Source organism: Aquaspirillum sp. LM1 (assembly GCF_002002905.1).
Taxonomy (GTDB): Bacteria; Pseudomonadota; Gammaproteobacteria; order Burkholderiales; family Aquaspirillaceae; genus Rivihabitans.
In genome coordinates this window covers 2,124,635-2,140,000 of sequence record NZ_CP019509.1, presented here as the reverse complement: position 1 = coordinate 2,140,000, position 15,366 = coordinate 2,124,635, and the positions used below count along the sequence as shown (strand labels likewise).

Annotated in this window: 11 protein-coding genes, 5 tRNA genes and 2 rRNA genes (1 of these 18 running past the window's edge); 12 read left to right on the top strand and 6 right to left on the bottom strand. The window is 58.3% G+C overall.

Annotated elements, in window-relative coordinates; genetic code table 11:
* The 9 genes from BXU06_RS09200 to BXU06_RS09160 form a co-directional block, all read left to right on the top strand.
* A 23S ribosomal RNA gene (locus BXU06_RS09200) occupies positions 1–2,436 on the top strand; it begins 452 nt to the left of the window's first position.
* A gap of 109 nt (positions 2,437–2,545) precedes the next feature.
* Positions 2,546–2,659, top strand: a 5S ribosomal RNA gene (rrf, locus tag BXU06_RS09195).
* A gap of 322 nt (positions 2,660–2,981) precedes the next feature.
* Positions 2,982–4,019 carry an arginine N-succinyltransferase gene (locus BXU06_RS09190; protein WP_077298870.1) on the top strand — a complete coding sequence of 346 codons (1,038 nt, stop codon included), beginning with the start codon at positions 2,982–2,984 and terminating at the stop codon, positions 4,017–4,019.
* Complete coding sequence (gene astA / locus BXU06_RS09185; protein WP_077298868.1) at positions 4,016–5,065, top strand: arginine N-succinyltransferase; 1,050 nt, start codon at positions 4,016–4,018, stop codon at positions 5,063–5,065. The genes BXU06_RS09190 and astA overlap by 4 nt, the downstream gene beginning before the upstream one ends.
* Before the next feature lie 593 nt (positions 5,066–5,658).
* Positions 5,659–6,588 carry a branched-chain amino acid ABC transporter permease gene (locus BXU06_RS09180; protein ID WP_077298866.1) on the top strand — a complete coding sequence of 310 codons (930 nt, stop codon included), beginning with the start codon at positions 5,659–5,661 and terminating at the stop codon, positions 6,586–6,588.
* Between the two features lie 18 nt (positions 6,589–6,606).
* Positions 6,607–7,716: an ABC transporter ATP-binding protein gene (locus tag BXU06_RS09175; RefSeq protein WP_077298864.1), complete on the top strand. Its 1,110-nt coding sequence runs from the start codon at positions 6,607–6,609 to the stop codon at positions 7,714–7,716.
* A 4-nt stretch (positions 7,717–7,720) separates the two neighbouring features.
* Positions 7,721–8,491 (top strand): ABC transporter ATP-binding protein, encoded by a 771-nt coding sequence (locus BXU06_RS09170; RefSeq protein ID WP_077298862.1) that lies wholly within the window; start codon positions 7,721–7,723, stop codon positions 8,489–8,491.
* A complete protein-coding gene (locus BXU06_RS09165; protein ID WP_077298860.1) occupies positions 8,488–9,198 on the top strand; it encodes an ABC transporter ATP-binding protein in 711 nt (236 codons plus the stop codon). The genes BXU06_RS09170 and BXU06_RS09165 overlap by 4 nt, the downstream gene beginning before the upstream one ends.
* Before the next feature lie 11 nt (positions 9,199–9,209).
* Positions 9,210–9,977 (top strand): YdcF family protein, encoded by a 768-nt coding sequence (locus BXU06_RS09160; protein ID WP_150125166.1) that lies wholly within the window; start codon positions 9,210–9,212, stop codon positions 9,975–9,977.
* 30 nt (positions 9,978–10,007) lie between these two features.
* Here the strand turns inward: BXU06_RS09160 and rpe are convergent, their stop codons facing one another.
* Positions 10,008–10,688, bottom strand: a complete 681-nt coding sequence (rpe, locus tag BXU06_RS09155) for a ribulose-phosphate 3-epimerase (RefSeq protein WP_077298856.1) — start codon at positions 10,686–10,688, stop codon at positions 10,008–10,010.
* Between the two features lie 98 nt (positions 10,689–10,786).
* Between rpe and apaG the strand changes: the two genes are divergently transcribed.
* From apaG to pepD, 3 genes are all read left to right on the top strand, one after another.
* Positions 10,787–11,158, top strand: coding sequence for a Co2+/Mg2+ efflux protein ApaG (apaG, locus tag BXU06_RS09150; protein ID WP_077298855.1), 372 nt, complete (start codon positions 10,787–10,789; stop codon positions 11,156–11,158).
* A gap of 172 nt (positions 11,159–11,330) precedes the next feature.
* Positions 11,331–13,115 (top strand): ABC transporter ATP-binding protein/permease, encoded by a 1,785-nt coding sequence (locus BXU06_RS09145; RefSeq protein ID WP_077298853.1) that lies wholly within the window; start codon positions 11,331–11,333, stop codon positions 13,113–13,115.
* Between the two features lie 6 nt (positions 13,116–13,121).
* Entirely contained in the window at positions 13,122–14,606 is a 1,485-nt protein-coding gene (gene pepD, locus BXU06_RS09140; RefSeq protein WP_253189433.1) for a beta-Ala-His dipeptidase, read from the top strand.
* Positions 14,607–14,709: 103 nt separating this feature from the next.
* On the opposite strand, the gene BXU06_RS09135 is transcribed toward pepD, so the two are convergent.
* The 5 genes from BXU06_RS09135 to BXU06_RS09115 form a co-directional block, all read right to left on the bottom strand.
* Positions 14,710–14,786 (bottom strand) — tRNA-Asp (locus BXU06_RS09135).
* Between the two features lie 22 nt (positions 14,787–14,808).
* Positions 14,809–14,884 (bottom strand) — tRNA-Val (locus tag BXU06_RS09130).
* Positions 14,885–14,912: 28 nt separating this feature from the next.
* Positions 14,913–14,989, bottom strand: a tRNA-Asp gene (locus BXU06_RS09125).
* 52 nt (positions 14,990–15,041) lie between these two features.
* Positions 15,042–15,118 (bottom strand) — tRNA-Asp (locus tag BXU06_RS09120).
* Positions 15,119–15,123: 5 nt separating this feature from the next.
* Positions 15,124–15,200, bottom strand: a tRNA-Val gene (locus tag BXU06_RS09115).
* Positions 15,201–15,366 lie beyond the last annotated feature (166 nt).

The following is a 15,366-nucleotide window of genomic DNA, read 5'->3' as shown; positions in this document are numbered from 1 at the left end:
ACCAGTACCGTGAGGGAAAGGCGAAAAGAACCCCGGAAGGGGAGTGAAATAGATCCTGAAACCGGATGCATACAAACAGTGGGAGCGGACTTGTTCCGTGACTGCGTACCTTTTGTATAATGGGTCAGCGACTTACGTTCAGTAGCAAGCTTAACCGAATAGGGGAGGCGTAGGGAAACCGAGTCCGAATAGGGCGTTCAGTTGCTGGGCGTAGACCCGAAACCAAGTGATCTATCCATGGCCAGGTTGAAGGTGCGGTAACACGCACTGGAGGACCGAACCCACTAATGTTGCAAAATTAGGGGATGAGCTGTGGATAGGGGTGAAAGGCTAAACAAACTTGGAAATAGCTGGTTCTCTCCGAAAACTATTTAGGTAGTGCCTCAGGTATTACTGACGGGGGTAGAGCACTGTTATGGCTAGGGGGTCATCGCGACTTACCAACCCATGGCAAACTCCGAATACCGTCAAGTACGAGCCTGGGAGACAGACATCGGGTGCTAACGTCCGGTGTCAAGAGGGAAACAACCCAGACCGCCAGCTAAGGTCCCAAATGACATGCTAAGTGGTAAACGAAGTGGGAAGGCCTAGACAGCCAGGATGTTGGCTTAGAAGCAGCCATCATTTAAAGAAAGCGTAATAGCTCACTGGTCGAGTCGTCCTGCGCGGAAGATGTAACGGGGCTCAAGCATGTAACCGAAGCTGCGGATATGTACTCTGTACATATGGTAGGAGAGCGTTCTGTAGGCCTGCGAAGGTGGCTTGTAAAGGCTGCTGGAGGTATCAGAAGTGCGAATGCTGACATGAGTAGCGATAATGCGGGTGAAAGTCCCGCACGCCGAAAACCCAAGGTTTCCTACGCAACGTTCATCGGCGTAGGGTGAGTCGGCCCCTAAGGCGAGGCAGAAATGCGTAGTCGATGGGAAACAGGTTAAAATTCCTGTACCGATTGTGAGTGCGATGGGGGGACGGAGAAGGGTAGCTCAGCCAACTGTTGGAATAGTTGGTTCAAGCGTGTAGGCAGGTCCATCAGGCAAATCCGGTGGGCCAATGCTGAGGCGTGATAACGAGGTGCTACGGCACTGAAGTGAGTAATCCCATGCTTCCAGGAAAAGCCTCTAAGCTTCAGCTCACAATTGACCGTACCGCAAACCGACACAGGTGGGTAGGATGAGAATTCTAAGGCGCTTGAGAGAACTCGGGTTAAGGAACTCGGCAAATTGACACCGTAACTTCGGGAGAAGGTGTGCCCCGGTAGGGTGAAGGACCTCGCGTCCGGAGCTCGATGGGGTTGCAGTGAAAAGGTGGCTGCGACTGTTTAATAAAAACACAGCACTGTGCCAACACGAAAGTGGACGTATACGGTGTGACGCCTGCCCGGTGCTGGAAGATTAAATGATGGGGTGCAAGCTCTTGACTGAAGTCCCAGTAAACGGCGGCCGTAACTATAACGGTCCTAAGGTAGCGAAATTCCTTGTCGGGTAAGTTCCGACCCGCACGAATGGCGTAACGATGGCCACACTGTCTCAACCCGAGACTCAGCGAAGTTGAAATGTTTGTGAAGATGCAATCTCCCCGCTGCTAGACGGAAAGACCCCGTGAACCTTTACTGTAGCTTTGCATTGGACTTTGAACAGACTTGTGTAGGATAGGTGGGAGGCTTTGAAGCAGAGACGCCAGTTTCTGTGGAGCCGCCCTTGAAATACCACCCTGGTGTGTTTGAGGTTCTAACCTTGGTCCGTCATCCGGATCGGGGACCGTGCATGGTAGGCAGTTTGACTGGGGCGGTCTCCTCCCAAAGTGTAACGGAGGAGTTCGAAGGTTACCTAGGTACGGTCGGACATCGTACTGATAGTGCAATGGCAAAAGGTAGCTTAACTGCGAGACCCACAAGTCGAGCAGGTGCGAAAGCAGGACATAGTGATCCGGTGGTTCTGAATGGAAGGGCCATCGCTCAACGGATAAAAGGTACTCCGGGGATAACAGGCTGATTCCGCCCAAGAGTTCATATCGACGGCGGAGTTTGGCACCTCGATGTCGGCTCATCACATCCTGGGGCTGTAGCCGGTCCCAAGGGTATGGCTGTTCGCCATTTAAAGTGGTACGTGAGCTGGGTTTAAAACGTCGTGAGACAGTTTGGTCCCTATCTGCAGTGGGCGTTGGAAGTTTGAAGGGGGCTGCTCCTAGTACGAGAGGACCGGAGTGGACGAACCTCTGGTGTACCGGTTATGACGCCAGTCGTATCGCCGGGTAGCTAAGTTCGGAAGAGATAAGCGCTGAAAGCATCTAAGCGCGAAACTTGCCTTAAGATGAGACTTCCCTGGCACCTAGAGTGCCCTGAAGGGTCGTTCGAGACCAGGACGTTGATAGGTTGGGTGTGGAAGTGCAGTAATGCATTAAGCTAACCAATACTAATTGCCCGTGCGGCTTGATCCTATAAGCCGCGATGCTTCAGGTGTTTTAGATGTGATCTGATCCAGTTGATGACTGAAGTTACTCTTCCCGTTTTGGTGTGTTGCAGCAATGCAGCGCACGACAGCTTATGCCTGGTGTCCATAGCAAGTGGGTCCCACTCCTTCCCATCCCGAACAGGACAGTGAAACCGCTTCGCGCCAATGATAGTGCGGATTACCCGTGTGAAAGTAGGTCAACGCCAGGCTCCCATTCAAACCCCCTGTACCAAACGGTACAGGGGGTTTTGTCTTTGTTGGGCTCCCGTTTTGAGCCGTATTGCTGAATTCTTTTTCTGTGGTGCGGTTTTTGGTGAAATCCCCCTGATTTACCGGATTGTGAGGTGAAAATCATGCCATCGCAATCTGTACAGCCGTGTCGCAAACCCGAAACCCCTGTCAGCTGGATTTGATTACAATCAAGTCACATTGGCCAGTGTGTGTCCGGATGCCAGAATGGCTGGTTGCCGCACCATTTTGGGTGAAGTTTTGTTGCGCTTGTCGCGCGGACAAGCAAGGGGAGTGTGTCGCATGATGATTGTTCGACCAGTGCGAACGACAGATTTACCGGTGCTGGAGCAGATGGCCGCTGCCAGTGCTGCCGGAGTGACCGGGCTGACGCCGCAACGAGAATACCTGTTTGACCGCATTCAGCAATCGCTGGCCGCGCTGGAAAGCGATATTGCCTGCCAGACCGAAGAAAGCTACACCTTCATGCTGGAAGTGGATGGCCAGGTGGTGGGTACTGCAGGGCTGATTGCCTCTGCCGGGTTTACCCAGCCATTTTACAGCTACCGCAATGAAACCCTGATTCACGCTTCGGCTGCATTGGGGGTGAACAACAAGATCCACGCGCTGACCCTGTGCAATGATCTGACCGGCGTGACCCAGCTGTGTGGCTTCTATCTGGCACCGGAACACCTGGGTAGCGCAGCGGCCGATGTACTGTCGCGCGCGCGCCTGCTGTTCATCGCTTCGCACCCGCAGCGTTTTTCCGAGCGGCTATTCGATGAAATGCAGGGGTATACCGACAGTGAAGGGCGTTATCCGTTCTGGGAAGCGATTGGCAAACCGTTTTTCAAGATGGAAGTAGAAGAAGTTGATCGGCGCATTGCCTTGGGCAACAAAACCTTCATCGCCGAACTGATGCCCACCTATCCGATTTATGTGCCATTGTTGCCGGATGCTGCCCAGCAGGCCATGGGCCAGATTCATCCTGACGCCGAAGTGCCGTTTGCCATTCTTACCGACGAAGGTTTTGAAGCCGACGACTATATCGACGCCATCGATGGCGCACCCACCCTGACGGCCAAAACCCACTGGGTGCGCTCGATTGTGCATAGCAAGCTGGCCCGTTTGTGTATCACCGACAATCGTCCGGCAGGCACCGAGCCATTTTTGCTGAGTAACCTGCAAACCCGTCAGTTCCGCGCAGGCCTGGCCGATGTGCTGCTGCATGGCGATGAAGCCTGGGTGACGCTGGAGACTGCCCATGCCTTGGCTTGCGAAGCGGGTGATCAGGTACGTCTGGTGCGTTTTGAGGGCTGTGCAGGGGGAGGTTTCGCATGATGCTGATTCGTATGGCCCGTCCGGACGATCTGGACGCCCTGGTGGCCCTGGCCCGGCTGGCGGATGTAGGGGTGACGTCGCTGCAGGCTGACCCGGTTCAACTGGCCGAGCGGATTGAACGCAGCCAGCGCTCGTTGCGCAATGAGCTGGATCGGGCGGATCAGGGCTATCTGTTTGTGCTTGAATGCAGTGAAACCGGCACCCTGGTCGGCACCTGCAGCATTGAATCGGCCCTTGGCCTGCGCTCGCCCTGGTACAACTACCGGGTGGGCAAGGTGATCCACGCCTCGCCGGCGCTCAATATCTACTCCAGCGCCGAAACCCTGTTTTTATCCAATGACCACACCGGCAGTTCGGAAGTATGCGCGTTGTTCCTGCATCCGGACTGGCGGCGCGAGCACAATGGCGGGCTGCTGTCCAAGTGCCGTTTTCTGTTCATGGCCCAGCATCCGGAGCGATTTGCCAGCAAGGTGATTGCTGAAATGCGTGGGGTGTCGGATGAGCAGGGGTGCTCTCCGTTCTGGGAAGCACTGGGTCGGCACTTTTTTACCGTTGATTTTGCTCAGGCCGATCATCTGACCGGGGTTGGACACAAGTCGGTGGTGGCCGAACTGATGCCAAAATATCCGGTGTATCTCGACCTGTTGCCGGCACACGCCCGTGCCGTGGTGGGTGAAGTTCATGAAAAAACCCGCCCAGCCTTGGCTATGCTGCAGGAAGAAGGTTTCCGCTACGAAGGCTATGTCGATATTTTTGATGCCGGGCCCACGATTGAAGCATACCTGCACGAAATTCGTGCAGTGCGGCAAAGTCGTTTGTGGACGGTAAGCGAACAGGCCGCAGTTGATGCTGTGGCTGGTGAGCCGTGGCTGATTGCCACCACAGGATTGAACGATTTTCGCATGGTGCTGCAGACACTGGATGCCCCGCAGGGCAGTTTGTCGCTCGATGAAGCCACCGCCCAGTTGTTGGGCGTGCGCAGTGGTGACGTGGTGCGGGCAGTGCCTTTGCACCCGCCACAAGACCTCAGTCAGGTTTTGCCCTGAAAATAGCCCCAATAAAAGAGAAATCTCTGGAATAGCATCTTCATGGCATCATGATGCTGCTCTACTGCCCGGTACAGTTAAGAATGCGTGCTTGCCTGGTAGGATGTAAGATAAAAAATTGTTTCAAATCGAACATGGTTGGCGCTTTTTTTGCTTATATGTGTTCGTTCTGATTCGATGTGCAAGTGCAGGTTTGGTTTTGCCGGTTTTTTACGCGTACCGCAGTGCACAATTTTAGTGCCATGCCTGAGCGTAGACAGATTGGTCAAGCAACTTGTCATGTAGGCTCAAGGCGGTGGCGCGCTTTCATTTTGGGTTTGCATTGCAACATGACGATTACCGTATTTATACGTATAGTTATGTTTTCTGCTGTAAAATCATTGAATTACAGAATCACTCTTTTTTCCGGTTATCCGCCGGGTCAAGGTGAGCAACGCCGTAGTAATTATGATTGACAGGCTGTAACCAGCTAGACATAATCCGACCGCTCACGTGCTGGCAGCGTCAAAAACATGCTGGCTTGTGCTAAATAAAACCAACGTGCCGTCGGTTCAACAGACCGACTAAGGCGGCTCTCAAGGAGATTTCCCACAGTGGATATTTTTCTTCAACAAATCCTGAACGGGCTGGTGCTCGGCAGTATTTATGCGCTCATTGCGCTCGGGTATACCATGGTGTACGGCATCATGGGTCTGATCAACTTTGCTCACGGTGAAGTGGTGATGTTTGGTGCCATGATCACCATCACCATCATTGGCGCGCTGACCGGCATGGGTTTATCCCTGCCGGGGCCGGTGATCGTGCTGCTGGCGCTGATGCTGGCGGTGCCAGTGTGCATGTTGATGGGTTTTGCCATTGAGCGCATTGCCTACCGTCCGCTGCGCAATGCGCCGCGTCTGGCCCCGCTGATTACCGCGATTGGCCTGTCCATCGTGCTGCAGAACGTGGCCATCCTGATCTGGGGGCGTAACTACATCCCCTTCCCGCCGCTGTTGCCGCATGACCCGATCGACATCATGGGGGCCAGCATCACCGACCTGCAGATTTTCATCGTCATCTCGGCGGTGGTGATTATGGCCGGCCTGCTGTTCATGGTGGAAAAAACCAAGCTGGGCCGCGCCATGCGTGCCACCAGCCAGAATCCGGCAGTGGCCGGGCTGATGGGGGTGAATGTGAACAGCATCATCTCTGCCACCTTCGTGCTGGGTGCCGGTCTGGGCGCGGTGGCCGGGGTAATGGTGGCTGCCAATTACGATCAGGCTCACTCGCACATGGGTTTCCTGATTGGCCTGAAAGCCTTCACCGCCGCTGTGCTGGGCGGGATTGGCAACCTGGGCGGTGCCGTGGTGGGTGGGATTTTGCTGGGGATTATCGAATCGCTGGGGGCTGGTTACATCGGCGACCTGACCGGTGGCTTCCTGGGTAGCCACTACCAAGACATTTTTGCCTTCGCCGTGCTGATTCTGGTGCTGGTGTTCCGTCCGTCCGGCCTGCTGGGCGAACGTCTGGCCGAACGCGCCTGATCGGGGAGACTGAAAAACATGCCACACAATCAATCTAAACGGATGATCGCCTTTGCCCTATCGGGCATCGTGCTGGCCGTGCTGCCCTTTATCGTGGGCGGCACCCTGGGAAACTCCTGGGTTCGGACACTGGACTTTGCCTTGCTCTACATCATGCTGGCATTGGGTCTGAACATCGTGGTTGGCTTTGCCGGCCTGCTTGACCTGGGTTACATCGCCTTTTATGCGGTTGGCGCGTACACCTTTGCCCTGCTGAACTCGCCGCATCTGAGCGTGTTCATGCCGTGGTGGTTCATCCTGCCGCTGGGTGCCATTCTGGCTGCGTTCTTTGGCATCATGCTGGGCACGCCCGTGCTGCGCCTGCGCGGCGACTATCTGGCCATCGTCACCCTGGGTTTTGGCGAAATCATCCGGATTTTCATGAACAACCTGAACGCGCCGGTGAACATCACCAACGGCCCGCAAGGGATCAACATGATCAAGCCGATTGAAGTTGCCGGGTTCTCGTTTGGCAAGTCGGTGGAGCTGTTTGGCCACACCTACAACAGTGTGTACATCTATTACTACTTCTTCCTGTTCCTGGCCTTGCTGACCGTGCTGATCTGCTACCGCCTGCAGCACTCGCGCATTGGTCGCGCCTGGGTGGCGCTGCGTGAAGACGACGTGGCTGCCAACGCCATGGGCCTGAACATCCGCAATATCAAGCTGCTGGCCTTTGCCATGGGTGCCACTTTTGGTGGCGTGGCTGGCGGTCTGTTTGCCAGCTTCCAGGGCTTTGTCTCGCCAGAATCGTTTGGCCTGATGGAATCGATCATGGTGCTGGCGATGGTGGTGCTGGGCGGCATGGGCAATATTCCTGGGGTGATCCTGGGTGCGGTGCTGCTGACCATCACCCCGGAAATCCTGCGCGATGTGATTGGTCCGCTGCAAATGGCCGCCTTTGGCCGGATGATTATTGATCCGGAAAATGCCCGCATGCTGATGTTCGGCCTGGCCCTGATTGTGGTCATGCTGGTGCGTCCGGAAGGCCTGTGGCCGTCCAAGCGTCGCAAGGCGGAATTCCACGATGCACTGGATGACGACATTCCTGCTGTCGATTCCCAGGCTGCCGACGGACTGAAGGGGTAAGAACATGGCCGATGTATTGCTGAAAATTGAAGGGATTCACAAGCGCTTTGGCGGTTTGCATGCCCTCAACGATGTGGCGCTCACCATCAACAAAGGTGAAATCTACGGTCTGATCGGCCCCAATGGTGCCGGCAAGACCACGCTGTTCAACGTGCTGACCGGGCTGTACCAGCCGGATGAAGGCAAGTTCACCTTCAATGGCCAGGACTTGTTCCGCCAGAAGCCGCACATTGTGGTGAAGGCCGGGATTGCCCGCACCTTCCAGAACATCCGCCTGTTTGGCGAGATGACCGCGCTGGAAAACGTGATGGTGGGCCGCCATGTGCGTACCAAGGCTGGCGCGCTGGGCGCCATCCTGCGTGACCGCGCCACCATGGCCGAAGAACAGGCCATCCGCCAGCGTGCCCGTGAACTGCTCAACTACGTGGGCATCGCCAACGTGGCCAACGAGCGGGCGCGCAATCTGTCCTATGGCCATCAGCGCCGTCTGGAAATTGCCCGCGCGCTGGCAACCGATCCAATGCTGCTGGCGCTGGACGAACCGGCAGCCGGTATGAACCCGCGCGAAACCGAAGACCTGCAGGCCCTGATGGAAAAAATCCGCAGCAGCGGCGTGACCCTGCTGCTGATCGAACATGACGTCAAGCTGATGATGACCCTGTGTGACCGGATTGCCGTGCTGGATTACGGCAAGAAAATCGCCGAGGGCGTCCCGCAAGAAGTCAAGAGCAACCCCCGAGTCATCGAGGCCTACCTGGGAGCGGCACACGCATGAGCCTGTTAGAAGTCAAAAACCTCAAGGTGTCCTACGGTGGCATTCAGGCCGTCAAGGGCATTGACCTGCACATCGACCAGGGCGAACTGGTGACCCTGATTGGCGCCAACGGCGCTGGCAAGACCACCACCCTGCGTACGCTGGTGGGCATGGTCAAGCCGGCAGAAGGCAGCATTGTCTATGACGGCAAGGCCACTGGCAAAATTCCGGTGTACGACTTTGTCCGCAATGGTCTGGTGATGGTGCCGGAAGGCCGGGGCGTGTTTGGCCGGCTGACTGTCGAAGAAAACCTGCGCATGGGGGCCTACTACCGTAACGACGAAAGCGCCATTCGCAATGAAATCGACTACGTTTATGAGCTGTTTCCCCGGTTGAAGGAACGCATGGTCCAGCTGGCCGGCACCTTGTCCGGCGGCGAGCAGCAAATGGTGGCCATGGGCCGGGCGATGCTGTCCAAACCCAAGCTGCTGTTGCTGGATGAGCCGTCGATGGGTCTGGCACCGATTATCGTGCAAAAGATTTTTGAAATTGTGCAGATGATCTCCAAGCAGGGCGTCACCATCTTGCTGGTGGAACAGAACGCCAAGCTGGCGCTGGAAATTTCTGATCGGGGTTATGTGATGGAATCCGGACGCATCACCATGTCCGGCCCGGCCCGTGAGCTGCTGGACAGCGACGCGGTGCAAAAAGCCTACCTCGGCGAATAAGGACCCGTGTCGTGATCGAACGCCCCAATCTGTGGTTAGCGCCGCTGGTCGGGGCGTTGACGTCTCCGCTGGGCTTCAGTCTGCTGTTGCTTGGGCTGGCCTGGCTGCTGCGTCAACGCCGACCCCAACTGGCCTGGGGGCTGGTGCTGGGCACGCTGGGCGTGCTGTATGCACTGGCCACGCCATGGCTGGCGTATCAGTTGCAGCAGGTGCAGGAACTGGGGCAGCCAATCAGTGCCGCCCAGTTGCAGCAGGTGGACGCCATTGTGGTGCTGGGTGGCGGGCGGCGTTTTGCTGCAGCTGACGAGGGCGGCGAAGACACCGTCAGCGACAGCCAGCTGGTGCGTCTGCGCCACGCCGCCGTGCTGGCCCGCCAGTCGGGCAAGCCGGTGCTGGTCAGCGGCGGCAGCCCGGAAGGCGGCGTGTCGGAAGCCGTGCTGATGCGCCAGTCGCTGCAGCGGGATTTTGCCGTGCCGGTGCGCTGGGAAGAACCGCGCTCGCACAATACCGCCGAAAACGCCCGCTTTAGCGCCGAGATTTTGCAAGCTGCCGGCATGCGCCGGATTGCTCTGGTGACCCACAGCTGGCACATGCCGCGTGCGCTGCGCAGCTTCAACCAGTACGGCCTTGAGGTCATCCCCGCCCCAACCGGGCAGAGTGCGCCGCCATTTTTGCTGCCGCAGAGCCTGCTGCCCAGCGCTCAGGCATTGTGGTCAAGCAGCCAGGTATGCCGTGAAGCCGTGGGCAACCTGGCTTACCAGCTGTTTCACTGGTATTGAGCACTGGGCCGGTGTGGCCCAGTGAATAGGTCAGCCCACCTTGGCCAGTTCGGCACGCATGCGGGCAATGGTGGCGGCGTAGTCGTCGGTGCCATAAATGGCCGAGCCCGCCACAAAGGTGTCGGCACCGGCAGCGGCAATTTCGGCAATATTGTCTACCTTCACCCCGCCATCCACTTCCAGCCAGATTTCCTGCCCGGTGCGGGCGTGGTGTGCGTCAATGCGCTGACGGGCATCGCGCAGCTTGTTCAGTGCCTGCGGAATGAACGACTGGCCGCCAAAGCCCGGATTCACCGACATGATCAGGATCATGTCCAGCTTGTCCATCACATGGTCCAGCCAGGTCAGCGACGTGGCCGGGTTAAACACCAGGCCGGCCTTGCAGCCACAGTCGCGAATCAGCGCCAGGGTGCGGTCCACATGCTCGGAGCCTTCCGGGTGAAAGGTAATCAGGTTGGCTCCGGCCTTGGCGAACATTGGCACCAGCGCGTCCACCGGCTTGACCATCAGGTGCACATCAATCGGTGCGGTGGTCAGCGGACGAATGGCTTCGCACACCAGCGGGCCAATGGTCAGGTTGGGCACATAGTGGTTGTCCATCACGTCAAAGTGCACAATATCGGCCCCAGCGGCCAGCACATCGGTGACTTCCTGGCCCAGGCAGGCAAAATTGGCGGACAAAATACTCGGGGCAATACGGAATGTGCGCATGTCAGGTCTTGTAAACAGTGAAATTGACCGGATTTTAACCTAGGCTGCCTTATTCGGCAGAACTTGCATTGCTGGCTTCCCTTGAAAGGCTGTTTTTTATGACGTCCCCCATTCGCGTCGAACCCCAGGCGTTCTACATTGCCGACCAATCCGACCCGGCTGCGCACTGCTATGTGTTTGCCTACCGGATCCAGATTCACAATACCGGTGAAGTGGGTGCCAAGCTGCTGACCCGTCACTGGATCATCACCGATGGCGGCAACCATGTGCGGGAAATCCACGGTGATGGCGTGGTGGGCGAACAGCCGCACCTGAATCCCGGTGAAAGCTACGAGTACGTCAGCGGCACGGTGCTGAATACCCCGCAAGGCACCATGCGCGGCAGTTTTCAGATGAGCACCGACGATGGTCACACCCTGGACGCAGAAATCCCGGAGTTTTTGCTGAATTCTTCCGGCGTGCTGCATTGACGTGGGCAGGCCGGTTCTGCCCTGATGGCGGGCGCAGGACCCGGTTTGCCGTTGTCACGGCCATGGGCCTGGTGCCTGGCCGCGCGTGTTTCCCTATTTTCGGCGCGATGGCGTTTTGCCGGCTGGCCGCTCACCGACTGCGGGTGGATGCGCCCGCCGTATCAGGAATTGCATGAGACTCACCCATACCGGCCCGGCTCCCAGCCAGCGCAACGACATCAAAACCCTGAAAACCCTGCTGCCCTACCTGCTCGAATTCAAAGGCCGGGTGGTTCTGGCGCTCTCCTTGCTGTTTCTGGCCAAACTGGCCAATGTTGGCGTGCCCTTGCTGCTCAAGGATATTGTTGACCAGCTGTCGCAAACCCAGGTGGCATTGGCCCTGCCGCTGGGCCTGGTGGCCGCGTATGGCCTGGCCCGGCTGGCCACCAGCGTGTTTGGCGAGCTGCGCGATGCGGTGTTTGCCAAGGTAACCCAGCGCGCCATCCGTCGCATTGCGCTACAGGTGTTCGAACATCTGCACCGGCTGAGCCTGCGTTTTCATCTGGAACGCCAGACTGGCGGCATGAGCCGCGATATCGAACGTGGCACCAAGGGCATCGGCTTTCTGCTCAACTTCACCCTGTTCAACATCCTGCCCACCCTGGTGGAAATCGGCCTGGTGGCGGGGGTGCTGCTGGTGAAATACCATTGGTCGTTCGCCGCTGTGACCTTTGCCACCATTGCCGCTTATATTGGCTTTACCCTTGGCGTGACCGAATGGCGGATGGTGTTCCGCCGCAGCATGAACGAACTGGACTCCAAGGCCAACAGCAAGGCCATCGACGCGCTGCTCAACTACGAAACCGTCAAATACTTTGGCAATGAACGCTACGAAGTGGCACGCTACGACGGCAATCTGGCCTCGTGGGAAGCCTCTGCCGTGCGTAACCAGACCTCGCTGAATTTTCTGAACGCCGGCCAGGGGGTAATCATTGCCGCTGGCGTCACCCTGCTGGTGGGGCTGGCCACCCAGGGCGTGGTGGACCGCAGCATGACCGTGGGCGACCTGGTGCTGGTCAACGCCTATCTGATCCAGCTGTATGCCCCGCTGAACTTTCTGGGCTTTGTCTACCGCGAAATCAAGCATTCGCTGGCGGATATGGAACGGATGTTCACCCTGATGGAGCAGGGTGAAGAAGTGGCCGACCGCCCGGACGCCCAGGTGCTGGCCACCCGCCACGCCGCCATCCGCTTTGAACAGGTGGATTTTTCCTACGACGCCAAGCGGCCAATTTTGCAGCAGGTGAGTTTTGATATCCCAGCCGGGCACACCGTGGCCGTGGTGGGGGCCAGCGGGGCGGGCAAGTCTACCCTGTCGCGGCTGCTGTTCCGTTTTTATGATGTCAGCAGTGGGTGCATCAGCATCAACGGCGTGGATGTGCGCGACCTGACCCAGGCCAGCCTGCGCGCACACATCGGCATCGTGCCGCAGGATACCGTGCTGTTTAACGACAGCATCTACTACAATATTGCCTATGGCCGCCCTGATGCCAGCCGTGAGGACGTGATTGAAGCCGCGCGGGCAGCGCACATCCACGACTTTGTCAGTCAGTTGCCCGACGGCTACGACACCATGGTGGGCGAGCGTGGACTCAAATTGTCCGGCGGCGAAAAACAGCGGGTGGCGATTGCCCGCACCCTGCTGAAAAATCCGCCCATCCTGATTTTTGACGAGGCCACCAGCGCGCTGGATTCGCATACCGAAAAAGCCATCCAGGCCGAGCTGGCCGCCATTGCCGCCCAGCGCACCACGCTGATCATCGCCCACCGCCTGTCCACCGTGGTGGATGCCCACCAGATTGTGGTGATGGACGGCGGGCAGATTATTGAACAGGGCACTTTCCGCGAGCTGCTGGAGCGTCAGGGCCGGTTTGCCCAGATGTGGCAGCTGCAACAACAAGACGCCGAGCAGGCCTGACCCCTTATGCACCTTACCCCGATGCCCTTGCCCGATACCCTGTCGCCCCCGCTGCTGTGGCGGCACTTTGCCTTGCTGTGCGCGCTGCCGCGCCCTTCCCGCCACGAAGGCCGGGTGATGGACTACCTGTGCCACTGGGCCAACACCCGACAACTGGCCTGGCGGATGGACCAAGGCGGCAATCTGCTGATCTGCAAACCCGCCACCCCCGGCATGGAACAGCGCGAAACCGTGGTGCTGCAAGGCCATGTGGACATGGTGTGCCAGCAAGACAGCGACAGCCAGCATGATTTTTTCAACGAGCCGATTCGCCCCTACCTGGGCGACGATGGCTGGGTGCGCGCCCAGGGCACCACACTGGGTGCGGATAACGGCATTGGCATAGCCGCCATGCTGGCGGTGCTGGACAGCCAGGACATCGTCCATCCGGCAATCGAAGCCCTGTTCACCGTCAACGAAGAAGCCGGCATGGACGGTGCCCACGACCTGGCCACCGACCTGCTCAGCGGGCGCTTGCTGCTTAATCTGGATACCGAAGACTGGGGCGAGTTTTATATCGGCTGCGCGGGCGGCGAGGATGTCAGTCTGCGCCGGCAATGCGAGCGCGAGCCCACCCCAGAGGGCCATGGCATCTGGCAACTGGCCTTGCGTGGGCTGCGCGGCGGCCATTCCGGGGTGGACATTCACCGTCACCGCAGCAATGCCACCCGCCTGCTGGCGCGGCTGCTGCTGAGCGTGGCCGGGCGCTGCCAGCTGCGCCTGGGCCAACTGACTGGCGGCACCCTGCGCAATGTGATTCCGCGTGAATCCAGCGCAATCTTTGCGCTGCCGGACGACAAACTGGCCGAGTTGCGCCAGGCGATGGCCGACTGGCAGGATGCCTGGCGCGCCGACCTGGCCGAGTGTGATCACGACCTGACGCTCAGCCTGACCCCAGCCAGCCTGACTACCGTGTTGTCCCTGCATGACCAGTCAGTGGTGCTCGACCTGCTTAATGCCCTGCCCGACGGCATGGCCTGCCTGAGTCCGGCGGTGCCTGGTGTGGTGGAAACGTCATCCAATCTGGGGGTGGTTGGGTTGGACAATGGCCGTTTTCATGCGGTATCGATGGTGCGCTCGCTAACCGAAGACGGATTGGAAAGCCGGGTGACTGCGCTGTTGGCCTGTGGCCGGCTGGCGGGTTGCTCGGGCGTGCGCGAAGGCAGCTACCCCGGCTGGACGCCGCGCCCGGATTCTCCCTTGCTGGCGCTGGCCAGCCAGGTGTTTGCCCGGATGCATGGTCAGGCACCGCAGGTGAAGGTGATTCACGCCGGGCTGGAGTGCGGGATTTTACTGGGCAAGTACCCTAATCTGGACGTGCTGTCGTTTGGCCCGGATATTCGCGGCGCGCATTCGCCCGATGAACAGGTCAATGTGGCGTCGGTGGCGGCGTTCTGGCAGTTTTTATGCGCCTTGCTGGCAGAAACCCCGCTGCGCGAACCGGTGCTGTGAGGCGGATGAGGTGCGCCGGGCTCAGCCCTGGCGCGGCCAGGGCGGCGCTGGCGTACAGACGTAAAAAAACCACCTTGCGGTGGCTTGGGCATTCTCTTGGTGTTGGCGGAGTGGACGGGACTCGAACCCGCGACCCCCGGCGTGACAGGCCGGTATTCTAACCAACTGAACTACCACTCCAGTTTGAACACACTCAGAAGTGTGGTGGGTGATGACGGGGTCGAACCGCCGACATTCTGCTTGTAAGGCAGACGCTCTACCAACTGAGCTAATCACCCGTTTCAATGCTGCATGCAAACCGTCATGTGGCGGAGTGGACGGGACTCGAACCCGCGACCCCCGGCGTGACAGGCCGGTATTCTAACCAACTGAACTACCACTCCGTTGGACAGACAATCTGCATATAAACAACAACTGCTTTTTTACTGCTTGAGCTGGCGGAGTGGACGGGACTCGAACCCGCGACCCCCGGCGTGACAGGCCGGTATTCTAACCAACTGAACTACCACTCCACTGCTGGTGGGCGGTACTGGACTCGAACCAGTGACCCCTGCCGTGTGAAGGCAGTGCTCTACCAACTGAGACTAACCGCCCATTTCGCTGCGTGGCTGATTGCGTTGCAGCGAAGAGGTGCGCATTTAACCATAGCGTAATGGGACGCGCAAGCCCTTTTTGCAGTTTTTTTTGCTTCCACGCGCAAGAGCGCTGTTTTGGCTGAAAAAAGCCGCCAGCGTCTGGCGTCAGATCAAGCTGGATGGAA

Excerpts from the sequence above, each read along its gene's own strand:
- BXU06_RS09190 (WP_077298870.1), top strand. The coding sequence starts at position 2,982 with ATGATGATTGTTCGACCAGTGCGAACGACAGATTTACCGGTGCTGGAG.
- astA (WP_077298868.1), top strand. The coding sequence starts at position 4,016 with ATGATGCTGATTCGTATGGCCCGTCCGGACGATCTGGACGCCCTGGTG.
- BXU06_RS09175 (WP_077298864.1), top strand. The coding sequence starts at position 6,607 with ATGCCACACAATCAATCTAAACGGATGATCGCCTTTGCCCTATCGGGC.
- BXU06_RS09170 (WP_077298862.1), top strand. The coding sequence starts at position 7,721 with ATGGCCGATGTATTGCTGAAAATTGAAGGGATTCACAAGCGCTTTGGC.
- BXU06_RS09165 (WP_077298860.1), top strand. The coding sequence starts at position 8,488 with ATGAGCCTGTTAGAAGTCAAAAACCTCAAGGTGTCCTACGGTGGCATT.
- rpe (WP_077298856.1), bottom strand. The coding sequence starts at position 10,688 with ATGCGCACATTCCGTATTGCCCCGAGTATTTTGTCCGCCAATTTTGCC.
- apaG (WP_077298855.1), top strand. The coding sequence starts at position 10,787 with ATGACGTCCCCCATTCGCGTCGAACCCCAGGCGTTCTACATTGCCGAC.
- BXU06_RS09145 (WP_077298853.1), top strand. The coding sequence starts at position 11,331 with ATGAGACTCACCCATACCGGCCCGGCTCCCAGCCAGCGCAACGACATC.
- pepD (WP_253189433.1), top strand. The coding sequence starts at position 13,122 with ATGCACCTTACCCCGATGCCCTTGCCCGATACCCTGTCGCCCCCGCTG.